23 protein-coding genes and 1 riboswitch are annotated in these 22,204 nt (G+C 46.6%); of the genes, 16 read left to right on the forward strand and 7 right to left on the reverse strand.

The genetic code is table 11. The annotated features are described in order from the left end of the window. Nucleotides 1–24: 24 nt before the first annotated feature. From LZG94_RS14415 to LZG94_RS14435, 5 genes are all read right to left on the reverse strand, one after another. On the reverse strand, nucleotides 25–411 hold the full coding sequence (locus LZG94_RS14415; protein WP_215234749.1) for an acyl-CoA thioesterase: 387 nt from the start codon (nucleotides 409–411) through the stop codon (nucleotides 25–27). A 107-nt stretch (nucleotides 412–518) separates the two neighbouring features. After that, the gene (gene metE / locus LZG94_RS14420) at nucleotides 519–2,837 is read right to left on the reverse strand and encodes a 5-methyltetrahydropteroyltriglutamate--homocysteine S-methyltransferase (RefSeq protein ID WP_233792571.1); all 2,319 of its coding nucleotides are present in this window, start codon (nucleotides 2,835–2,837) and stop codon (nucleotides 519–521) included. Between the two features lie 175 nt (nucleotides 2,838–3,012). Continuing rightward, nucleotides 3,013–3,258, reverse strand: a riboswitch (cobalamin riboswitch). A gap of 161 nt (nucleotides 3,259–3,419) precedes the next feature. Beyond that, nucleotides 3,420–3,683, reverse strand: a complete 264-nt coding sequence (locus tag LZG94_RS14425) for a type II toxin-antitoxin system RelE/ParE family toxin (protein WP_233792572.1) — start codon at nucleotides 3,681–3,683, stop codon at nucleotides 3,420–3,422. 1 nt (nucleotide 3,684) lies between these two features. After that, nucleotides 3,685–3,906: a hypothetical protein gene (locus LZG94_RS14430; protein ID WP_233792573.1), complete on the reverse strand. Its 222-nt coding sequence runs from the start codon at nucleotides 3,904–3,906 to the stop codon at nucleotides 3,685–3,687. A 47-nt stretch (nucleotides 3,907–3,953) separates the two neighbouring features. Beyond that, nucleotides 3,954–4,694 (reverse strand): 6-phosphogluconolactonase, encoded by a 741-nt coding sequence (locus LZG94_RS14435; protein ID WP_233792574.1) that lies wholly within the window; start codon nucleotides 4,692–4,694, stop codon nucleotides 3,954–3,956. Between the two features lie 152 nt (nucleotides 4,695–4,846). On the opposite strand from LZG94_RS14435, the gene fumC reads away from it, so the two are divergent. The 12 genes from fumC (at nucleotide 4,847) to LZG94_RS14495 (ending at nucleotide 14,365) form a co-directional block, all read left to right on the forward strand. Then, the gene (fumC, locus tag LZG94_RS14440; RefSeq protein ID WP_215234745.1) at nucleotides 4,847–6,247 is read left to right on the forward strand and encodes a class II fumarate hydratase; all 1,401 of its coding nucleotides are present in this window, start codon (nucleotides 4,847–4,849) and stop codon (nucleotides 6,245–6,247) included. 30 nt (nucleotides 6,248–6,277) lie between these two features. After that, a complete protein-coding gene (locus tag LZG94_RS14445) occupies nucleotides 6,278–6,832 on the forward strand; it encodes a hypothetical protein (RefSeq protein ID WP_233792575.1) in 555 nt (184 codons plus the stop codon). Nucleotides 6,833–6,898: 66 nt separating this feature from the next. After that, nucleotides 6,899–7,837 (forward strand): D-2-hydroxyacid dehydrogenase, encoded by a 939-nt coding sequence (locus tag LZG94_RS14450; RefSeq protein WP_233792576.1) that lies wholly within the window; start codon nucleotides 6,899–6,901, stop codon nucleotides 7,835–7,837. Nucleotides 7,838–7,854: 17 nt separating this feature from the next. Beyond that, nucleotides 7,855–9,030: a galactokinase gene (gene galK / locus LZG94_RS14455; RefSeq protein WP_233792577.1), complete on the forward strand. Its 1,176-nt coding sequence runs from the start codon at nucleotides 7,855–7,857 to the stop codon at nucleotides 9,028–9,030. Nucleotides 9,031–9,076: 46 nt separating this feature from the next. Continuing rightward, nucleotides 9,077–10,219: an aldose epimerase family protein gene (locus tag LZG94_RS14460; protein WP_233792578.1), complete on the forward strand. Its 1,143-nt coding sequence runs from the start codon at nucleotides 9,077–9,079 to the stop codon at nucleotides 10,217–10,219. Between the two features lie 152 nt (nucleotides 10,220–10,371). Then, nucleotides 10,372–10,563 carry a DUF4160 domain-containing protein gene (locus LZG94_RS14465; protein ID WP_233793124.1) on the forward strand — a complete coding sequence of 64 codons (192 nt, stop codon included), beginning with the start codon at nucleotides 10,372–10,374 and terminating at the stop codon, nucleotides 10,561–10,563. Next, complete coding sequence (locus LZG94_RS14470; RefSeq protein ID WP_233792579.1) at nucleotides 10,520–10,882, forward strand: DUF2442 domain-containing protein; 363 nt, start codon at nucleotides 10,520–10,522, stop codon at nucleotides 10,880–10,882. Before LZG94_RS14465 ends, LZG94_RS14470 begins: the two co-directional genes overlap by 44 nt. Nucleotides 10,883–10,905: 23 nt before the next feature. Further along, nucleotides 10,906–11,529 carry a hypothetical protein gene (locus tag LZG94_RS14475; protein WP_233792580.1) on the forward strand — a complete coding sequence of 208 codons (624 nt, stop codon included), beginning with the start codon at nucleotides 10,906–10,908 and terminating at the stop codon, nucleotides 11,527–11,529. A gap of 137 nt (nucleotides 11,530–11,666) precedes the next feature. Beyond that, complete coding sequence (locus LZG94_RS14480) at nucleotides 11,667–12,293, forward strand: PspC domain-containing protein (RefSeq protein WP_233792581.1); 627 nt, start codon at nucleotides 11,667–11,669, stop codon at nucleotides 12,291–12,293. Nucleotides 12,294–12,341: 48 nt separating this feature from the next. Next, entirely contained in the window at nucleotides 12,342–12,527 is a 186-nt protein-coding gene (locus LZG94_RS14485) for a LiaI-LiaF-like domain-containing protein (protein ID WP_215234737.1), read from the forward strand. A 3-nt stretch (nucleotides 12,528–12,530) separates the two neighbouring features. Further along, a complete protein-coding gene (locus tag LZG94_RS14490) occupies nucleotides 12,531–13,589 on the forward strand; it encodes a LiaF transmembrane domain-containing protein (protein WP_233792582.1) in 1,059 nt (352 codons plus the stop codon). Nucleotides 13,590–13,672: 83 nt separating this feature from the next. Next, entirely contained in the window at nucleotides 13,673–14,365 is a 693-nt protein-coding gene (locus LZG94_RS14495; RefSeq protein WP_233792583.1) for a M15 family metallopeptidase, read from the forward strand. A 1-nt stretch (nucleotide 14,366) separates the two neighbouring features. Here LZG94_RS14495 and LZG94_RS14500 read toward each other — a convergent pair whose 3' ends face one another. Then, a complete protein-coding gene (locus LZG94_RS14500; protein ID WP_233792584.1) occupies nucleotides 14,367–15,077 on the reverse strand; it encodes a head GIN domain-containing protein in 711 nt (236 codons plus the stop codon). Between the two features lie 249 nt (nucleotides 15,078–15,326). Between LZG94_RS14500 and LZG94_RS14505 the strand changes: the two genes are divergently transcribed. Genes LZG94_RS14505 through LZG94_RS14515 form a run of 3 tightly spaced genes read left to right on the forward strand, consistent with a single transcriptional unit; the run spans nucleotide 15,327 to nucleotide 18,773 of the window. Next, on the forward strand, nucleotides 15,327–15,926 hold the full coding sequence (locus LZG94_RS14505; RefSeq protein WP_233792585.1) for an RNA polymerase sigma-70 factor: 600 nt from the start codon (nucleotides 15,327–15,329) through the stop codon (nucleotides 15,924–15,926). Beyond that, on the forward strand, nucleotides 15,923–16,945 hold the full coding sequence (locus tag LZG94_RS14510) for a FecR family protein (RefSeq protein WP_233792586.1): 1,023 nt from the start codon (nucleotides 15,923–15,925) through the stop codon (nucleotides 16,943–16,945). Before LZG94_RS14505 ends, LZG94_RS14510 begins: the two co-directional genes overlap by 4 nt. Then, complete coding sequence (locus LZG94_RS14515; RefSeq protein ID WP_233792587.1) at nucleotides 16,926–18,773, forward strand: carboxypeptidase-like regulatory domain-containing protein; 1,848 nt, start codon at nucleotides 16,926–16,928, stop codon at nucleotides 18,771–18,773. The genes LZG94_RS14510 and LZG94_RS14515 overlap by 20 nt, the downstream gene beginning before the upstream one ends. Here the strand turns inward: LZG94_RS14515 and nadE are convergent. After that, nucleotides 18,770–20,830 carry an NAD(+) synthase gene (nadE, locus tag LZG94_RS14520; protein ID WP_233792588.1) on the reverse strand — a complete coding sequence of 687 codons (2,061 nt, stop codon included), beginning with the start codon at nucleotides 20,828–20,830 and terminating at the stop codon, nucleotides 18,770–18,772. The genes LZG94_RS14515 and nadE overlap by 4 nt on opposite strands. A gap of 138 nt (nucleotides 20,831–20,968) precedes the next feature. Here nadE and LZG94_RS14525 point away from each other — a divergent pair, with 138 nt between their 5' ends. Next, a complete protein-coding gene (locus LZG94_RS14525; RefSeq protein ID WP_233792589.1) occupies nucleotides 20,969–22,204 on the forward strand; it encodes an FtsX-like permease family protein in 1,236 nt (411 codons plus the stop codon).

Here is a 22,204-nt window from a genome sequence, read left to right on the forward strand (position 1 = left end):
AGAACGTGATTAATTGGTAAAAATTCAGCTTAATATTTTTACCGGCTTGTGATCCTCATCCAGTGCCACGAATGTAAAAATGCCCGTAACTGCTTTCTCGCGCCCTTCTTCATACATTTTTTCAACAAAAATATCGACGCGCACCTTCATACTCGTATTGCCAACAGTCTCCACCCGGCCCACCAGCTCAATGATCGTCCCGGCAGGAATAGGGTGTGTAAAATCAATGCGATCCGAAGAAACGGTCACACAACGGAGCCGCGAAAACCGGGTAGCCGTGATAAAAGCCACTTCATCCATCATCGACAAAGCCGTACCCCCGAAAAGGGTATCGTAATGGTTGGTATTATTAGGAAAAACGGTCTTGAAAACACGACTTTCCGAGGCGGAGATTTTTTCTTCTAGGTTCAAAATTTCAATGGTTGGTTTTGGGTCAGTTATGATCGGAAGTTGGCAGGTAAGCCAGGGATGGTCATTGATAATAACTAAAAATGACCACCCCGGATCTCACTTCCAAGTCACGCTACCGTGACAGATTCGCGCAGCAAGTTAGCGGCTGCTATCATATTTCGCAATGCAGCTTCCGTTTCCGGCCATTTTCTGGTTTTAAGTCCGCAGTCGGGATTTACCCATAGGTTACGGGCGGGGATTACTTTTAATGCTTTTTCAAGAAGCAATACCATTTCGTCGACGGTTGGGACGCGGGGCGAATGGATATCGTACACGCCGGGACCGATTTCGTTAGGGTAATTGAAGTTTGCAAAAGCGTCCAGCAGTTCCATTTGTGAGCGCGAAGTTTCGATCGTGATTACATCCGCGTCCATTGCGGCGATCGAATCAATAATATCATTGAACTCCGAATAGCACATGTGCGTGTGGATCTGCGTCTGATCGGCGACTCCGGCTGCGCTCAGCCGGAATGCATCAACCGCCCATTTCAGGTATGCTGACCAATTTGCTTTTCGCAAAGGAAGCCCCTCGCGGATCGCCGGCTCGTCAATCTGGATCACTTTGATACCCGCTTTTTCGAGATCCACTACTTCGTCGCGAATCGCGAGGCCGATCTGGAATGCGGTATCTTTTCTGGGCTGATCGTCGCGCACGAAAGACCATTGCAAAATCGTAACCGGGCCAGTCAGCATTCCTTTTACCAGTTTCTGAGAATTCGACTGCGCAAAAGCTGACCATTTTACCGTCATAGGCGTGGGCCTTTCCACGTCGCCGTAAATCACCGGCGGCTTCACGCAGCGACTTCCGTAACTCTGCACCCAGCCATTTTGTGTAAAAACGAACCCGGAAAGACTCTCTCCGAAATATTCCACCATATCGTTCCGCTCAAATTCCCCATGAACCAGCACATCAATACCCAGTTCCTCCTGCCAGCGCAGCGAGCTCACAATTTCTTCGCGAATGCGGGTTTCGTACTCTTCCAATGTCAACAGGTTCTTTTTCAGGTTCGCGCGCAGCAAACGTACCTCGTCGGTTTGCGGAAATGAGCCGATTGTAGTTGAAGGAAAAAGTGGCAGTTTCAGTTTTTCGAGCTGGATCTGTTGTCTTATTTCAAAACTATTCAAACGGTTAAAATCGGCTTCACGCACTTTTGTCAATCTGTCCTTCACCTGTGGTTTGTGAATCAGCGGCGAGTTTCTCCTGGTTTCTATTGCCTCTTGGTTCCCAATAAAAGCTTTATCCAAAACCCACTCAGTACTCGCTAGTCGGGCTATTTCTACTACTTCCGCCAGTTTCTGTTTCGCAAATGACATCCAGTTTTTAATATCAACTGTCAATATCGTCTCGTCCGTTTCCAGGTCAAGATCGCAGGGACTGTGTAGTAAAGAGGAAGACGGAGCGATCATTAACCGATCTTCCCCAAGCACATTCACCGCCTCTGAAATGAATTCCAACGACTTGCGGTAATCATTTTTCCAGATATTCCGGCCGTCGACGACACCGAGTGAAAGTTTTCGAGTTGAATTGACAAATGCTTCGTACTCTAACAATGCAGGAAGTGAGCCTGCGCCTCTGGTGAGGTCAATATGCAGCGCATCGACGGGCAAGCCGGCAGCGGTCTCGAGGTTATCTTCCAATGCCCCGAAATAGGTCGCAACCAGTATTTTTAGTTTAGGTACCGATTTTCTGATCGCCGCATAAGCGGTTTCGAATGCCAGCTTTTGCTTCCCGGTCAAATCCAGGACCAGCGCCGGTTCGTCGAGCTGTACCCACGTTGCGCCGCGGGTATAAAGTTCTGTCAGAATAGAAATATAAACCGGAAGCAGCTTTTCCAGCAGATCGATTTTATCAAAACCCTCTTCCTTTTCTTTACCCAACAAAAGATAAGTAACCGGCCCCAGCAGCACTGGCTTCGTGACAATACCCTTTTGCAATGCATCCTCAAATTCAAGTAATATCTTATCGGAATACTGTTTGAACTGCTGATTTTTAGTGAATTCAGGAACGAGATAGTGGTAGTTGGTATCAAACCATTTCGTCATTTCCATAGCCTTGATATCGTGCCCGTCGCGCTGGTAACCGCGCGCCATCGCAAAGTAGAGATCAAGCTCTTTATTAGACTTACCATCGAGCAGCTGGTGGTAACGCTCAGGAATGGCGCCGACTGTCAGAGAAATGTCCAGCACCTGATCATAAAGCGAAAAATCATTGGACGGGATCAGCCCTATTCCGGCCGCTTGCTGGATCGCCCAGTTTTCGTGACGGATCTTGCGGGCAACTTTTTGCAATTCGTCCCGGTCGATCTTACCTGCCCAGAACTTTTCGCTGGCTCTTTTCAGCTCGCGCTGGCTCCCGATACGCGGGTAGCCGAGATTGTGTGATAACATGTTACTAGTGTTTAAGAGTTAATAAAAACCCTCTGAAAACACCCTCCCATCCTGATTCAAGATCAGTACGTAACATACGTGAAGCTATTCCGGGAGGCGACGAAAAGTCTGCACCCGGGTAGTTCAAAAATATGCATGGTAAATCAATGCCTGACCAGCCTCCAACCGTGAGAGAATGGACATTGAGAGTAGCGGCAAGTCTCCTGGCTTGTATCGTTTTTGCCGCCCTTCTCGTCGTATCTGCCTGATTAAAAAATGACTGACATTTACAACAATGGGACACCTGGGCAAAAACCTGTTCCGCTATTCTGAACCGATACTTACAGTAGCACGACTGCCCGTGATTTGCACACGGTTCCTTTTTAGTTTGCTGTTATTGGATGAGGGTTCCAAAAGCAAAACCACTACCCCGATTGACGGGCGTTCACAAAGAACAGCCCAAATTTAAATTGAAAATCCAAGCGCCTGAGAAACGCCCCCGATTTAAGTGAAGCAAGCGAATAATCGATTAAAGCAAGGGATATTTTATCTTTTTAATCAAAAAATAAAAGGCTTCAAAAGTGATTTTTTGAAGCCTTAAGATCAGGGGAAATATCTGTATATCTCTTTTCTATGCAACAATCGTGTAAATATCAGGACATCGTCTTCCAGTAAGAAACCAATTCTGTAATCGGCCATTCTGATTCGGTAAGCATTAGAATAGCCCTTCATTTTCTTGACATTCGCAAGTTGCGAGATATGCTCGCTTGACATCACATGTGCCACCAGGCTTTGCAGCTGTGACCTTATCTCCTGCGGGGCCTTTTTCGTATCTTTTACAAATGACCTGGCATATTCATATTTCATGCTATTTACCAAAAAGGTAAGATTCGAATTCCTGCTTTTCTTTTGAGCTGGCTATTCCTTCTCTTCTCCCTTCTTCCATTGCAAGTCCCAGTGCGATATCTTCCTCATCTTCTGAAAGCACGTGCTCCTTCACATCTATATTTAATGCTTTCAGGATCGTCATTAATGCATTCTTTTGGATATCCGTAACGGAAACGTCCAACATAATTCTTTCTTTTTCCATAGCTTCGATTCCGGTCATGGATTGGTAACAATTATAAAGTTAAAACATTATCCGTTTAAATTAATCCCCTTCCCAGCCTCCGCATCCAATATAAACTCTGCATTTAAATGATTTTGCAAAACGGTCGCGGGAAACTCGGAAGTGACCGGGAATGCGAGTGCGCGGGCAATTACCGGCGCTTTGGCAGCTCCGGCGCCTATTAATATCGCTGTTTTTGATTCGAGAATGTGACGGATTCCTACTGTGATTCCTTTTGTTAAAGTAGTTGGCTTTTGGAAATATTTCTGTCCTACTTCCGCAGTCAGCGGGTCCAGCTCGGAAATGTGTGCGTAGGTATCCCAGGGAGTGCCCGGTTCGTTCAATGCCAAATGTCCATTCATGCCGATTCCAAGTACGATCAGGTCCAGCCCGCCAAGGCTTTCCACGATTTTGTTGACCCGCACGCATTCCGCTTCCGGATCAATCGCCTTTCCGTCGAAGAAAACGATCTGGTTTTCACGAAAGCCGATCGGTTTCAGAAAATCCCTGTCCAGCAGATCGCGGCAGCTTCCATCGTCGTCGGCGCCCATTCCGATCCATTCATCCAGACCAATATAAACGCATTGAGAAAAATCAACTAATCCTTTCTGATTTGCTGCGGCGAGCGCCCGAAACATACCCAGCGGTGTACTCCCGGAAGGCAGGCAAATCACGGCATTCGGTTTTTTGGAAAGCAGCGTGATCACCCGGTCGGCGGCGGCGCTGCTCATCGTATTGTAGTCTGGATAAATGCTGATTTTGGGCACCATAGTGTTCTAATCTTGATTTTTAAAGCATTCCAATCTAAACATTCTTTTCAAAGTGGTGAACATTTATCTTTAAAAAACACTAAAAACTAGCCTTCCAAACCTAACTTTACCTTTCAATCGACAATTCATTTTTCATTACTTCTCAAAATAAAATGGAATACCGTATAGAAAAAGATACCATGGGCGAAGTGCAGGTTCCTGCTCATGTGTACTGGGGTGCCCAGACGCAACGCTCTATCCAGAACTTCCCGATCGCGCAGGATATCAATAAAATGCCGAAAGAAATTATCAAGGCATTTGCGTATCTGAAAAAAGCTGCCGCGATTACTAACTATGAAGCCGGCATTCTGGATCAGGCAAAAAGTGATTTGATCGGACAGGTTTGTGATGAGATATTGACAGAGCAGCTTGATGATCAATTCCCGCTGGTTGTGTGGCAAACCGGCTCTGGTACGCAGTCGAATATGAACTGTAACGAGGTGATTGCTTATCGCGGCCACGTATTGCAGGGAGGCGACCTGGCTGATAAAACGAAATTTTTGCACCCGAATGATGATGTAAACAAGTCGCAATCGTCCAACGATACCTACCCGACTGCAATGCACATTGCAGCTTATAAAATACTGGTAGATGTTACAATTCCGGGCATTACCAAGCTGCGCGATACATTGAAAGCAAAATCCGAGGCATTCAGGAATGTTGTAAAAATTGGCCGCACCCACTTTATGGATGCGACGCCACTGACTTTGGGACAGGAATTTTCGGGATATGCTTCCCAGCTCGACCACGGTCTGCGCGCGATTTACAATACACTCGCGCACCTTTCTGAGCTCGCATTGGGCGGAACTGCGGTTGGTACCGGAATTAATACACCAGAAGGATATTCTGAAAATGTCGCGAAACATATTGCTTCCCTGACAGGATTACCTTTTATCACGGCTGAAAATAAGTTTGAAGCATTAGCGGCACACGACGCGATTGTGGAAGCGCACGGGGCACTGAAAACGGTGGCGGTAAGTCTGATGAAAATCGGAAATGATATTCGCATGCTTTCTTCGGGCCCGCGCTCGGGAATTGGCGAGATACACATTCCTGACAACGAACCGGGAAGCTCTATCATGCCGGGTAAAGTGAATCCGACGCAATGCGAGGCGATGACAATGGTGGCGGCGCAGGTAATGGGAAATGATGTGGCGATCGGTATCGGCGGCTCAAACGGACATTTTGAACTGAACGTTTTCAAACCCCTGATGGCTTACAACTTCCTGCATTCGGCAAGGTTGATCGGCGATGTTTGTGTTTCATTCAATGATAATTGCGCAGTGGGAATCGAGCCGCTGCACGAGAATATCAAAAAGCACGTGAACAACTCGCTGATGCTGGTGACTGCATTGAATACAAAGATTGGTTACTATAAAGCTGCTGAGATTGCGCAAACTGCTCACAAAAATGGTTCTACGCTGAAAGAAACGGCCGTTTCACTGGGTTACCTCACACCGGAAGAGTTCGATGCCTGGGTGAAGCCAGAAGAAATGGTAGGCGACAACAAGTAGTTTTTTTCTCTTTTTATATACAAATGCTCCGTGATACCATTTCGGGGCATTTGTTTTTTTGACGGAAAAATGGGTATCAAAAACGAACTGCTGGCTGACGAAAAACAATCGAGAATCGCTGCGATGCGCATTGCTGATCACGCCTGTTCGTCGCAGGAAACATTTGAAGAATTGCTCAAGTGCTTCATTTCAGGAGACTACCGCCTCGCCCAGCGCGCAGCTCACAGTCTGACTTTCGCCGCGCAAAAAGAGCCGGAGCTCATCAAACCTTATATTGGTATTTTGGTAAAACAACTCGGTCGCGACGACGTGCACGATGCCATTTTGAGGAACAGCGCACGGATCCTGGAAGACGTAATTGTTCCCGAAGAATACCACGGCGAGCTGATCGATACCGTATTCAAACACGTCCGTAACACGCAGACAGCCATTGCGATACGGGCCTTTTGCCTCACAATCCTGTATAATCTTACGCTGATTTATCCCGAGCTTAAAAACGAGCTGAGATATGAGATCCGGGAGCGGATAGATTATGAAGGTCCCGCGTTCATTTCCAGGGCCAGGAAGATTTTGGCACGTATTTAGAGCGACATTTTGCTGACATATTCGGGGAAATCATTTTACCTTGCTTTTTCAAACTCTATAAAGACAATGATCATTTATTGCCACTCCATGCTGGACAATGCATTAAGGGACAAGCTTACCGAAACTTTGTCGCAGCACGTTATCAATTACCGTACAGAAGACACCAGCGAGGAAGAAGCACGTGCCTACTTTGCCAAAGCCGATTACATTCTCGGCAATCCGCCCGGAGACTGGTTCAATAATGCACCGGAAAATCTAAAATTCTGGCAGCTGGACTCGGCTGGTTTTGATCAGTACGCTTCCATTCCTTTGCGCGACAATGTAAAAGTAGCCAATATGGGCGACTGGTTTGCCCGCCCGTGTGCCGAAAGTATCGTAGGCGGCGTACTCGCACTTTATCGTGGGCTGGATACATTGACTTTATTAAAACAAAAATCAGAATGGGTAGGGAGCAAGCTGCGGACCGACCTGAAATTATTGTACATGCAAAACACGATCGTACTGGGCGCAGGAACGATCGGTCAGGCGGTGAATGCGATTCTGAAAGGATTGGGATGCACCACGCACATGCTGGCCCGCACTTCACCGGATGCCGATATACACAGCCGTGAAGAATTGCTCGACGCACTGCCTAATGCTGACCTGGTTATCAATACGTTACCTGGAACAGCTACTCATTTTGTAAATGCTGAGTTCTTTTCTAAAATGAAAAAAGGAAGTGTTTATGCGAGTGTGGGAAGAGGAAGTACGACGGATGAAAAGGCGCTGCTGGAAGTTCTGAGTTCGGGACAGCTGGACGGTGCGGTCCTGGATGTGACCGAAATTGAACCGCTGCCGGAAGACAGCCCGCTCTGGAAACTGGACAATGTAATATTGACCCAGCATACCGGCGGAGGTCACAGAAACGAACATATGGGCAAAGTAGATTTGTTCCTGAATAATATTTTGGCAGTTGAAGCAAATAGCAGCCCGGCCAATGAAGTGAACCTGTTGAAAGGTTATTGATTAATTACAAAACAAAAATGGCAGCCACGGATTCAAGTTTAATAGCATCGATCAAAGAGAAATACATTGAAAAATTTGGAAGCGACCACGATTTCCAGGTATTCCGCTCTCCCGGGCGCATCAACCTGATCGGCGAGCATACGGATTATAACAATGGTTTTGTGTTGCCCGCCAGTGTCGATAAGGCGGTTTATTTCGCAATCTCGTCCCGGGACGACAATCAGGTAAAGCTGTACGCGGCCGATCTTGACGAAACCTATTCCTTTTCGCTGGACGATCTTTCCAAACCGGAAAGTTCCTGGCCACATTACCAGCTCGGGATCGTGGAACAGATTCAGAAACGCGGCTTGGAGATCTCCGGATTTCAGGCTGCGTTTGGTGGAAATGTACCTGTTGGAGCGGGACTATCCTCTTCTGCTGCTTTGGAATGCTGTTTGTTATTTGCTTTAAATGACATTTTCGGACTTGGTCTCGGTCGGCTGGATATCGTTAAAATGTCACAAAAGGCTGAAAACGAATATGTAGGTGTGCAATGCGGCATTATGGACCAGTTTGCTTCTGCTTTTGGCGTGAGCGAATCGGTGATGCGCCTCGACTGCCGGTCGCTGGATATGGAATATTTTCCTTTTCCGATGGATGAATATATGATCGTACTCTGCGACACGAGCGTGAAACATTCGCTGGCGAGCTCGGAATACAATACCCGGCGGCTGGAATGTGAACAGGGAGTGGAGATATTAAAAAAATATGATCCTGCAATTCAAAGTTTGCGCGACGCTTCACCCGAGCTGGTTGAAGCCCACAAAGACGAACTTGGCGACGTAGTTTACCGCCGCTGCAAATTCATTACCGAAGAAATCCAACGTGTACTGGATGCCTGCGATCTGCTTGTTCAGGGCAATTTGCCTGCTTTTGGAGCAAAAATGTATGAAACCCACGATGGTCTGCAACATGAATATGAAGTAAGCTGCCCCGAGCTGGATTTTCTTGTTTTAAAAACAAGAGAAAACGCCGACGTAGTGGGTTCGCGCATGATGGGAGGCGGTTTTGGCGGATGTACCATTAATTTGGTAAAGAAAAATGGAGTTGATGCCTTTGAAGAAGAAATGATACTTGCTTACAAAAAGGAATATGATATTGACCTTCCCTGTTACCGGGTGAAAATTACCGACGGTACTGGAGAAGTTTTGTGATCTAAACCTGCGTGAAACAATTGTCGCAAACTGCTAACCTTTATTTATGAAAAAACTACCACTTGTACTCACAGCTCTGATCGGTCTCACGATTTTCGGATGCTCTCAAACCAAGAATGAAGAAAAAATGATCAGCACAATTTCCAAAGAAGCATTCGGCGAACTCCCCGACGGACAGAAAGCAGACCTTTACACCCTCACCAATAGTAACGGGATGACCGTCAACATTACCAACTACGGCGGTATCATCACCAAACTGACTGCGCCGGATAAAAAAGGAGAATGGACGGATGTGGTGCTGGGCTTTGATTCGCTGCAACCTTATGTGAGCGGCCACCCGTTTTTTGGTGCGCTGGTAGGCCGATACGGTAACCGGATTGCAAAGGGTAAGTTCACGCTGAACGGGCAGGATTATAAACTGGCGATCAACAACGGCCCGAATGCATTGCACGGCGGTATCAAAGGTTTTGATAAAGTGATCTGGAAAGCGACCGAGGTGAAGGAAGATTCGGTTGTAGGATTGCAGCTGGAATATGTCAGCAAAGATATGGAGGAAGGTTACCCTGGTACTTTGACTGTAAAAGTGACTTACACCCTTAATAACGATAATGCATTGACTATCAATTACAATGCTACCACAGACAAAGCCACAGTTGTGAACCTTACCAACCACTCCTACTTCAATCTGACTGGCTTAAAAAGGGACATTTTAGATCATGAAGTTTCGATTATGTCTGACAGCATTGTGCCGGTCGACGCGAATTTGATCCCTACGGGCAAGCTGCGCGCTGTGGAAGGAACGCCATTTGATTTCAGGAAACCTACAAAAATCAATGCGGGTATTAATAAAATTGATGACGAGCAGATCAAGAACGGCGGCGGTTATGACCATTGCTGGGTTCTTAAAAGAACAGAACCTGGCTTAATGCTTTTTGCTACGGTGAAAGATCCTGAGAGCGGGCGTTTTATGGAAGTATTCACGACCGAGCCGGCGGTTCAATTTTACACAGGTAACTTTTTGGATGGCAGCCTGAAAGGCAAAAACGCAACCTTTGCCAAACGTTTCGGACTTTGCCTGGAAACCGAGCATTACCCTGACTCACCCAATCAGCCACAGTTTCCATCGACTGTCCTAAACCCGGGAGATACTTATGAAACAACAACGAAATATCGCTTTTCAGCGAAATAAGTAGCAGACTCGACATTCCTCATTACATGATCCAGGGCGAAGACTGGTCGCGCAAGCGGCCGATCTTCGCCTATGTTCGTTTTTGCAACTTTTTAGCTAATTTCGATATGCCGACCGTACTATACATTAATGGTTTTCGGTTCTTTTTCTATATGAACGAGCACGAACCGATTCATATTCATGTTGAAAAAGGAGCATGTAATGCGAGGATAATTTTAGTACCAACGATCATTATTTCTTACAATCATGGATTCAAGAAGAAAGAAATAAGGAGCATCTTGGACATAATCGTCTGTAACTATGGAAACATCATTCAAGCCTGGCATGATACCTTCGATAAGTGATGAGCTTCAAGCTTTTTTGAACGGAGCGAATGACGAAGAGGTCGTTGAAATTGCAGATGATCTGGATCGTTTTATTCAAGAAAAAGGGCTGGAAATCCGGCACTTCGGATTCGCCAGGGACGTTGATCTGGCGCTATTCATACTAAGTGATGCAAAAGTTATAACCAGGCCATTGTCTTCTTTTCCTTATCTGAAAAAAGCAATAGACTGGGATTTGGACCAATATACTGTATCTGAAACCGGCATTCACTGGCCAAACCTGGATGCTGACATCAGCCTCAGAGGGCTGCTGCAAGAAGAAAAGATTTTAATCAAATAATTGACTTATAAGTACTAATACCAATGCTAACCAGAACAGTCAAAATCAGCAATGTTACTAACTTGTCCGACGCGCGTTATTGTGCGGGAATGGGGGTGGAAATGCTGGGTTTTTCTATCGACGAAGATTCTCCAAATTACATTTCTCCAAAGAAATTCGAGGATATCTGTTCCTGGCTGGCTGGCGTAACCCTCGTAGCTGAAACGGCGCAATCCAGCGCGGAGGCTATTCTGTTACAATTGCAGCAATACCCTGTGCACGCTGTCCAGGTGGAAGACCCGGGATTGCTGGGCTACCTGAAAAGTGAACTTGCATTGCCTCTCATTCTGCGCATCAGCGTCGATCAATATGAAGCCGACGAGATCCAGTCGCTGCTGAACCGGTACGAAGACGCCGCGACGCATTTCCTTTTAGAAAGTGATCAGGACGCCGAATTGTCACTGAACTGGCTGCAAACACTACCTTCTCTCGCCAAAGAACATCCGCTTCTGGTCGGCTTCGGACTTGATACCGATCGCGCCATCATCGCATTGAACAATCTGCCCGAAAATATCGGCATTGTATTGAGAGGCAGCGAAGAAATCCGTCCCGGGTACAAGGATTTCGGAAGTATGATGGACATTTTGGAAGCATTAGAAGAACAATAGCCCCGCATAACTCCCCTAATTTTTCGTTTTCACCGAAATTATCCGCTTAACACGCCGTTTTACCGATAATAATTTTCCGGTTTACAGTATCTTGTATTACCTACTACCTTTGAATACAAATAAACGCTGAACTAATCATGGAAAAGAAATTGCATCGCATACCCGAACAGGCAGTTTTTGGCGGAGTAGCATCCGGAATTGCTCAATATCTTCAAATTGATGTTGTCATAGTCCGTGTGTTATTCGTGGTGCTGCTGCTGCTGCCTATTCCTCCAAGCTTTGGCTGGACAGGTATTCTGTATATTATTCTCTGGGCTGTATTGCCAACAGGGCCTGCTGTGGATGTTTATCCGGTAAACGGAGATCCTTCCAAACCGTCGGAACCGTTTTTTGACAAGAAGAGCTCGGATCAGACTGTGATGATCCTCGGCGGGGTACTGGTCGTTTTTGGTGCGGTGATGCTGCTGGACGATTTTCCGATCTGGTACGAATTCAAAAGGTATTTCTGGCCGATCGTTTTCATAGCAATAGGTGCATTTCTGATCCTGCGCCAGCGTGACAAAAACCAGGAAAACAATACGACGGTGTACCCTACCACACCTCCGCCGGCCGATCCGATAACTCCGGTCACACCTGAGCCTGATCCGCAGCCTTACACACCTTTTACACCTGTGACCACCACGCCGGAAACAAATTTCCCGGAAGATCCAGAAAGTCCGAAAAAAGATGACGAAGACGACAATCCGGTGATCAAGGTAAACTAGATATTTAAGTTAAATCTAAGTAAATCAACACTTTAATATATTTTAGCCATGAACTTTAAGAACATTTTTTGGGGCGTAATCCTGATCATTACAGGCTCGCTATTCCTGGTCGAAGAACTGACCGCATTCGATTTCGGACGCTTCTTCTGGCCGATCATCCTGATCACAACCGGTGGCTTGCTGCTGCTTCGCAATTTCCTGCATACTGATTCTTCTAACAGATCAAATATCTAATTTATGAAAACCAACAGAGGCCTGGTGTGGGGTGGCGTGCTGATCATTTTTGGGATGATCTGGCTGCTCCGAAACCTGAATCTTGTCAACATTAACTGGGATGAAGTGCTTCCCTACTGGCCTGTCTTGCTGATACTTGCAGGTGCATTGCTACTCGCAGGTGGACGGGAACGCGGCTCGGCAGTAGGTGGCTTGGTTGCTTTGCTGATCACGCTGGCGGTATTCGGAGGGATTGTCAACAGAACGCATCGCGCTTTCGATAACCGGAATAACAACTGGAATTTTGGTTGGGATGATTACGATAATGACAATCATAATGACGACGAAGATCTGGGTTATCACGACGGGGATAATGGTCACGATGGTGAAAAGTCAGATGAAGAAAAGGATGCTGACTATGAGCGAGAGCACAGATCGGGCAGCGGCCGACCGATCAATGGCAGCTACAAATATGAAATGGAGGATTTTATTCAAAAAGCAAACTTCAACCTCGAAGGTGGCGCCGGCTCTTTCAAACTGGAAGGCAATACCACCAAGCTTTTTGAGGCCAGCACAAAAAGTACGATCGTCGGTTTCCTGTCAAATACTTCGGTTAACAGGCTCGACAAATCTGCTACCGTTAACTTGAAAATGGAAGAAGGAAATGTCAAGATCAAGAATGGCGAGATTTCCAACCAGGCTAAAATTCAGCTGAATGACAAACCGGTATGGAGCATTGACCTCGGCATCGGAGCTGGAAAAGGCGATTTCGATTTCAGTGATTATAAAGTTGAAAAGCTGAAAGTAAGTACCGGAGTAGCCGATATGGATATTAAAATGGGCGATAAGCTGGCTTCTTCGCAGATTGATATTGAGGCGGGCGTAGCGTCGGTTACCATTGATATCCCAAGATCAGTCGGATGTGAATTGCGGATTGACGGCGCATTGAATGCAAAAAATATCGACGGGCTGGACAAAGTCGGCAGCGGCTTGTATCGCTCACAAGGTTATGAAAGCGCTGAAAAGAAGATCATTATCGACTTTGAAGGCGGGTTAACGAGCATTAATATCAACAGATACTAGTACCCGTCACAATTTTAACCCTATTAATGAGGGTTCATACAAATGAATATCTTTGCAGCTTTTCGCAAGGGTATTCATTTTTTATGTTTGATACAATCAACAAAACTATATTGCTGTTGCTGCTTTCAACGAGTGTTTTTGCACAGAAACAGGAGCTTCCGAAAGCAGAGCAAAGTATGATCGCGCAGGGACTTGTGAATATCCGCAATGTTGATCCCGGTATATTGGTTGAGCTGAAATATTCTACAACCGATAATTTTCTCAAAAAAGACATTTACGCAGACCTTGACCGCGCTTACCTCCAACCCGAAATGGCAAAGCGGCTGGCGAAGGCAAATGCGCTGTTGGCGAAATTGAAACCAGCCTATAAGCTGCTTGTTTACGACGCCGCCCGCCCTAATTCCGCTCAATATGCGTTGTGGGATGCATTAGATGATCTTAAAATTCCCGCAGGCAAAAAAACCATGTACGTGGCCGACCCAAAGATCGGTTCCAATCACAATTTCGGTTGCGCAGTAGACCTGACAGTCGCGGACGAAAACGGGAAACCATTGGATATGGGCACTAAATTCGACTTTTTCGGGCCGCTGGCTTACCCACGATCAGAGCAGGAAATGCTGCAAAAAGGAAAGCTGACGATCAAACAGATTGAAAATCGTCAGCTTCTCAGAAAAGTAATGGTTCAGGCCGGATTTCGTGCGAATACGACCGAATGGTGGCATTTTGATGGTATGTCGAAAAGCCAGGCAAGGGCCAGATATGGCATGATCAAGTAGCTTACTCAGCCCTGAGCGTACTGCCGCCGGATAGTTTTTTATCAATCGCCGGGTTGCCCTTGTAGCGCACAGCACTGGCGCCGCTCGCATCCACTTTTAGCAATTTTGAAACACTTACCTCCGCCTGGCTCGCGCCCGACACGTTAAGTTCCGACTCTTCTACCGGCAGGTCAAATGCATGCAATTGTGAAGCTCCGGATATATCCCCGTCCAGAAATTTGCTGCGTCCGAAGAGTTTGAGCCGCGACGCGCCGGCAAGTTCAAAGTCCATTTCCCTGGCTGATCCGTCAAATTCGCAGCGTGACGCGCCCGAAAGTTCGATATTCAGGGAAGGCAGGTTTTCAAAACCGAGCAGTTTTGCATTCACTGCACCGGAGAAATTTACTTCCTCAACATCCGGCATGACGATTTCAATATCCATACGCTTGCGATTATTACGCCAGCCATCGTAGCGGGCTACCAGCTTTCCGTCATGAACGAAAATGTCAAGATCATCCAGATCATTCATTTCACCTGTGGCAGAAACCGAGAATCCAGGCCCGGAAACGACCTTTACCTGGAACGCGTCACCCATTTCCAGCTCATCGAAATTTTTGAGATCATACGTTTCCGTATGCGTTCCACGCGGCGGAATGTTGTCATCGGACTCGACGTAAACGCAGGATTGCAGACAAACAAATGAGAACAGAACTGAGGAAATAACTTTTTTCATGGCTAACAAATAGTAAATATGGATGTGGAATAATTGCTTGAGAGCAGGTTAATGCCCCTTTTTACAAAAGACAACTGCTCCCTGCAATCCCCCTATTCAAGAATATTTTTTCTCTAAATAGGGGTAACGGCGGCGTAGATTGTCGTAGAAAAAAGGAATTTAAGCTTGACTTCGACCGCTCAAACATATCCTCAGCCGCTAATCGAAAGAGATTTTCTATTTTTGACCGAAAATCAAAAACAGAAATCTGTGCAACCTTCCGACCCAGATATTGTTGCTGCGATCAGGCGGGGCGATGAAGAGGCCTTCGAAAAGACTTTTCGTCTGTATTACCCCCGGCTTTGTAATTATGCCGCCTCGCTGCTCAAAGATGATGAGGAAGCAGAAGAGGTTGTGCAAACCGTTTTCCTGACGATCTGGGAGAAAAGGGAAGATCTTGAAATCACGCTGTCCCTCAAATCTTACTTGTACCGGGCGGTCCATAATCACTGTCTTAACCGTTTCAAACACGCTTCTGTGCGCGAAGTACACCGGGAACATACCCTGTATTTTTCAAGCGGATCCTACGATTCTGTTACCGAAGTAATCCATGCGAATGAGTTGGAAGAGCGGATTGAAAAAGCAGTAAGTACCCTTCCCGAACAATGCCAGAAAGCATTCAGGATGAGTCGCTTCGAAGAATTGAAATACCAGGAAATCGCAGATCAGTTAGGGATTTCTATTAAAACCGTTGAAAATCAGATAGGGAAAGCACTTAAAATTTTACGCCTTGAACTGGCGGATTATCTGCCTTCCATGCTTTGGCCGGTTTATTTATTTGTTGAACAGTTAATCGCGTCTTTGTCATGAGCCAGTTTCACGAAAATATATCGGAAGAGCTGCTGGCACGTTACTTGGCAGAAACCGCAACGGAGGAAGAAAGAAATATCGTCGACAACTGGCGGGCAATATCCCTTGAAAACGAGCAGGAACTTGCCGCCTATCGCTTCATTTGGATGCATTCGGCTTCTATTCCGCAAAGGAAAGAAGTGAATACGGATCTGGCCTGGAATAAGGTAAAAAAGAAAATGGAGGCAAGCGCAGCGACAGTTCCGCCTGTATCCCGGGAGCCGCGCCGCATTGATTTTGACCAAAGACCTGCAAGCAAAAAATTCCCCGTAACGATCTGGGCGGCGGCAGTGGTGGCGCTGCTGGTAATGGCATTCGGGTGGTTTTATATTAATCAAAAACAATCCGCCCCACTCACCGTCGCGACTACCAATAATACCAAAGAGCAGCTTTTGCCCGACGGTACCAAAGTTTTTTTGAACTACAACTCTGCAATCACTTATCCCGAGGATTTCAAGGGCGACCTGCGGACAGTTTCCCTGCAAGGTGAAGCGTTTTTTGATGTGACGCCGGATAAGGAACATCCTTTTGTAATCAATGCAAATGGTACTGAAATCCGCGTTTTAGGCACGTCGTTTAATGTAAAAGCTTACGAGAAAGCGCCGGTGCGGGTAGATGTAGCTACTGGAAAAGTGCTGGTAAGTAATGCTTCCAAAAAGGTAGAACTGATGAAAGGCCAGAGTGCAGAAGTTTTGTCGGACACGATCAAAAGCTTGCAGGCCAATATGAATGTGATGGGCTACCGCACGCAGGTATTTGATTTCACGGCGACCAACCTGAACGAAGTAATAGCCACGATCCGGGACGGTTACCACGTGGATGTGAGGCTTACCAACCAGCAGATCGCGCAATGCAGGTTGACGATCAAGTTCGAAAAGGAACCACTTGATGCGACGCTGGCAGTAATCGCCGAAACGCTGAATCTCGATCTTAGAAAAGAAGGAAAAGTATATTGGCTGGATGGAGATGGTTGTCAGTAAATATCATATTCAGCTACTGACGAGCAGGATATATTCCTTACCAATCATTTTGCTGCTATTTACGCTGACTTTTAGTAATTCAGTTTCCGCGCAGGATCTTTTGGAAAAACGCATTTCGATCCGGGTCAATAATCAGCCCCTGGACGAAACTTTGCAGCAGATCGCCGAGCTGGGCAATTTCAGCTTTTCGTACAGCCCGGATATGATCGACATCAAATCGCGGGTTAGCATAAATGCTTCCGGCGAGCGCATAAGGGACATTTTGAACGCGCTTTTCAAAAATAAAGTAACATTCAAAGAGCGCCGGAAATATATTATCCTGCAAAAAAACGATGAGCCCGAGAAGCCGAAAGAGCCGGAGGAATTTAATCTGAACGGCTATATTATAGACAATCGCACGGGCAATAAACTGGCCAATGCGAGTATCTACGAGTCGGTCACACTCGCCTCCGCGGTCAGTAATCAATATGGTTATTACAAAATCCGGTTGCCCGCTTCTCCCGGCGTGATCCGGCTGGAAGTCAGGAAAGAGGAATATGTGGGCAAGAGTATTTCCATTACCAGCAAGCAGGATACTTATCTGCAAATCAAGCTAAACCCGGACACGCTCCGGCCCATTTCACCCAAATCCCAGACATTCATCAGCGTACGCGAGGATTCGCTGCATCATAAAATAGCGATTCCCAAAACGCAGGTTACTCAAAATGAGGTTATTCCAGATACATTACCAGTCCACGACGCCGAAGATCGCGTGATCGGAAGGGAATATGAGCGATTTGTAAAAACATACCAAAAAGTCCAGAACAGCTTCGTGAATGCATTCGCCTCCGCCAAGCAGGCTGTGCACACACGAAATATTGCCGACACACTGTACCGACCTTTTCAGGCGTCGGTTTTACCGTTTCTGGGCACTAACCACGAGCTAAGCGGGAATATCGTAAATGATTATTCCATCAACTTTATTGCTGGTTATTCTCTGGGAGTCAACAAGTTGGAGATCGGCAGTTTTTTCAATGTGGTCCGGGGAAATGTAAAGGGGTTTCAGCTGGCGGGTATCAGTAATATCGTCGGCAGAAATGTAAGCGGTTTTCAATATGCCAATTTCCTCAACCTGACACTCGGTAATTTTCATGGATTTCAGGGTACAAATGTGATTAACTACACAGGCGGGAATTTTGCTGGTTTTCAGCTGGCGGGTGTGGGCAATGTGGTGGTCGGGACTTTGAGAGGTTACCAACTGTCGTTGAGTTACAATTATGCCAATACAGTGCGCTCGGGCCACCAGATCGGGATTGTCAATTACGCTGACTCCTCGGCGACGGTGCCTTTCGGTCTATTCAGTTACGTGCGCCGCAACGGTTACAGGCGCTACGAATTTGCGACGGACGAGTTCAGCTATTTTAGTACTGCATTCAAAACGGGTGTCAGCCGGTTTTATAACATTTTCACGTTGAGCTTCAATGGAACAGCAGCAGACAAGCCGCTGGGAAGTTTGGGTTATGGCTTCGGAACAGCTCAGTCGCTTGGTAAAGGCTGGGCCGCAAATGCGGATCTGACAGGCAGCGTCGTGTTTTTTAAAGATCAGAAGATAGAAGAGATTGATACCGGCGTATTTAGACTATCAGTGTCTATTGAAAAAAAGCTGGCTAACAAATTTGCACTTTTCGCCGGCCCTGCTGTAAGCTTGCTCACCTCCGCGACCCCAAATGTCTTGAAAACAACAGACAAAAAGGGAATACAGCCGATTTGGCTGGGAACGAATGCCGGGCCGGCCCAGCAGGTTTACCAATGGCTGGGCTTTCAGGCCGGTATTCGTTTTTGCAATTAGAATCCAATACGCTTTCTTCCGTTCTGCACCGGGTTACCTTCAAAATACGCCCTCAGTTCTTCCAGTTCCCGCTCAAAACCGCCCGAAAGTATCGGGAACCGGCACCACGATCTTGGATCAAGGTTCAGATCATCAAGATGGAAAGAAGGTGCGTAACGTTCGCGCTTCCACTGGTTCCGGCTCCATAACTTGAAAAACCGCTCAGTCCAGGCAAGTATTTGCTCATCGGCATACAAGCCTTTGTAACGCACATGCAGATTTCTGTACGATTCCAGCGGAGATTTTTTGTCCCGGATCGCCAGCCTTTCCAGCTCATTCAAAAATTCATAAGGCATTAAATCGGCCTCGTCGGTTTGTGTCTGGGCGAGTGGGCGCAATTCGGCAGTCGGTTGCAGGCTATTTACTTTTTTCAGGCCTTCAATTTTAATATGCTTGCCTTTTACTTCACAGCCGGCCGTTTCGAGCCAACGCAACCATTGCCGCAGATAAAATTTATCAATACCTGCCAGCGGACTAATGCTCCCCGCCGTGTCTCCATCCATGGTCGCGTACCCTACCGCAGCTTCCGAGCGATTGGATGTGGAAAGTAACAGGTGATTTGATAAATTAGTAAGTAACCAGACACCCGGGGCACGGACCCGCGCCTGGATATTTTGCAGTGCGATATCATCCTGCTCCCAGGTAAGCTTCCGACCTATCTGTTCTTCGATCAGCCCCTTATAAGTTTCTACCAGTCCATTGATATTGATATTATAGAAAGTAGAACCAATGGATTCTGCCAGCGATTGAGCCGATTCCAGCGTGTCAGAAGAACTGTTTTCTGTTCCCTGGTAAATGTTATGGATCAATGCTTTTGCCAAATCTTCTTCCGTCTCGGCCGATTGTATCTCTTTGATGTAAGACAGCTTTTCCTTTAACCTGTCCATACCAATACTTTCATCGGCCAGCCGGATCATCAACCCGCAAAGTGCAGTACAGGCGCAGGAATCAGCACCTCCCGAAAGTGAGATCGTGAAACCGTTCGAGCGGCTTTTTCTCAGGTAATCAAAAAGAGCCAGACAAACTGCACGCGCAAATTCCTCTTCCTTTAATGCGCCTCCTTTTTCAAAAGGCTCAATTTCAGGCACCTGCGGTAATACAGGCTCAATATCCGGAAAATCGTAACGCGCCGGAACACGCCAGGTTTTATCCTTGATTGCCACCGTGATCTTGCTCTGTACCTGACTTAATTTCGTGTAATCGGTATCAATTACTGCCGTCGTGATCAGGAAATCTTCGTAGCTGAAACGCTGGCTCGAAGCGAGTAGCTCCCCGTTGGAAGCGATCATCGCGTCGCCGTCATAAATCGCGCGGCCGGCTTCGTTACCCAGTAGGTTTGTATAAATATAGCTGCAAGAAAACGTCCTGGAAGCGTCTACTACCAGCTTTTCACGCGTCATAAATTTATGGAATGCGAAGTGGCTGGCGCTTGGATTTAGTATAATATCAACGCCGCGCTCATAATGCCTGCGGGCAGGCCGGTTGGATACCCAGCCATCTTCACAAATCTCAAATGCAACTTTCACCCCGTTCGAACCGCCTTGGATCGGGCCGGTACTGAGGTCGAAGATCACGTCTCCGATCGGGTAGAACATCTGGTTTATCTCAATGCTTTCAATATGGCCTGGCTGCCAGGGACGAAACCAGCGCGCTTCATAGTGTATACCGTTATTTGCCAGATTTTGCTTGCAATAAAAACCGGCGATCTGCTTATTCGAGATCAAACAGGCCGCATTATAAATACTGTTATTGTGTCTTAGCGGAAGTCCCACGGCCACGATCATTCCCGAGGTTTCCTGCACAATTTCCAGCAGGCATTTTTCGGCCTGAACCATCAGATCGGGCGCGAAAAAATAATCGTCGCAATTGTAGCCGGTGATACACAATTCGGGCAGACAAAGCAGGCTCACCTGCTGTTTCCGGCCTTCGCGAATCGCCCCGATGATGTTGCGCGTATTGGATTCCCACGCCATCGGCGTTTGGTTAACTGTTCCGGAAGCTACTTTGATTAGTGGCATGAAGACTTATTCTGTTGAAGGACGTTTTTGACTCTCCCTAAAAACTACATGCCGGCAACTTAATAAAATTTGCCTTTTCGTACCGGTAAAGTTTTTCCCTTATTTTTGTCAACATATAAATTAACCAACAGATTCCTCTTGCAATTCCCCTCCTTCATCGCCAAACGCATCCGTCACAACGAAGCAGGGTCGTTTTCTGCAACAGTTTCCAGGATTGGCGTCGCCAGTATCGCGATCGGGATTTCCGTAGGGATCATCGCCTTCGCCGTGCTGCTCGGTTTCAAACAAACCATTCAGGAGAAGATCTTTCTTTTTGGTGCGCACATTAATATAACCTCCTATTCGCAGGGCAATTCGTACGAGGAAGGCCCGATGTCCGTTCCAAATCCTGTTTCGATTGCATTACCGCAAATTCCGGAAATCAAACGGTGGCAGACTGTCGCGCATAAGTCGGGGATATTGAAAACGCCGGAGGAAATTAAAGGGGTGATTTTGAAAGGTGTAGGTAAAGATTATGACTGGCAAACGTTTAAAAGCAGCCTGAAAGAAGGAAAGCTGATCGGTCACACCGACTCGTCTTCTATCAAATACGGTTACTCTTCGGAAATTCTGATCAGCCGGAAAATTGCCGCCGAGCTCCGTTTGAAAATTGGCGACGATGTGATTATGTACTCTTTGCAAAATCCGCCCCGACCACGCAAGCTGACGATATGCGGCATTTACGATACCCAAATGGAGGAGTTTGATAACAACCTGATCATCGGCGACCTGGGTCTGGTGCAGCGGCTCAATGGTTGGGGAAAAGATTCGGTAGGTACTTATGAGATCTATTTAAAAGATTTCCGCGACCTCGACCGGGTTGCGAATCAGCTCAGAACGATACTTCCGCCGGGGATATTCCTGCAAAAAGTAACCAGCACTTATCCGCAGATCTTCGACTGGCTGATACTCTTAGACCGGAATACAGCCGTTTTTCTTACACTGATATTGTTCGTCGCCTGCTTCAATATGATCTCCATTTTGCTGGTCATGATCATGGAACGGACACCTTTGATCGGGCTTTTGAAAACATTGGGAAGCCCGAATGGTCAGATCCGCAGGGTATTTTTCAGTGTGGGATTGTATATGGTGAGACTGGGATTGATCATTGGAAATATTACCGGCTTACTACTTTGCTGGCTGCAATATCAATTCAAACTGATCTCGCTCGATCCTGTAAATTATTACATGGACACCGTGCCCATCGTTTTCGACTGGCCCATTTTTCTTGCAGTCAATATTGCTACGGTAGTAATATCAGCCTTAATCTTGCTGATACCTACACTGATCATCACCAAAATACAGCCTATTAAAGCATTATTATTCAAGAAGTAA

This window comes from Dyadobacter sp. CY343, from assembly GCF_021390335.1.
Classification (GTDB): Bacteria; Bacteroidota; Bacteroidia; order Cytophagales; family Spirosomataceae; genus Dyadobacter.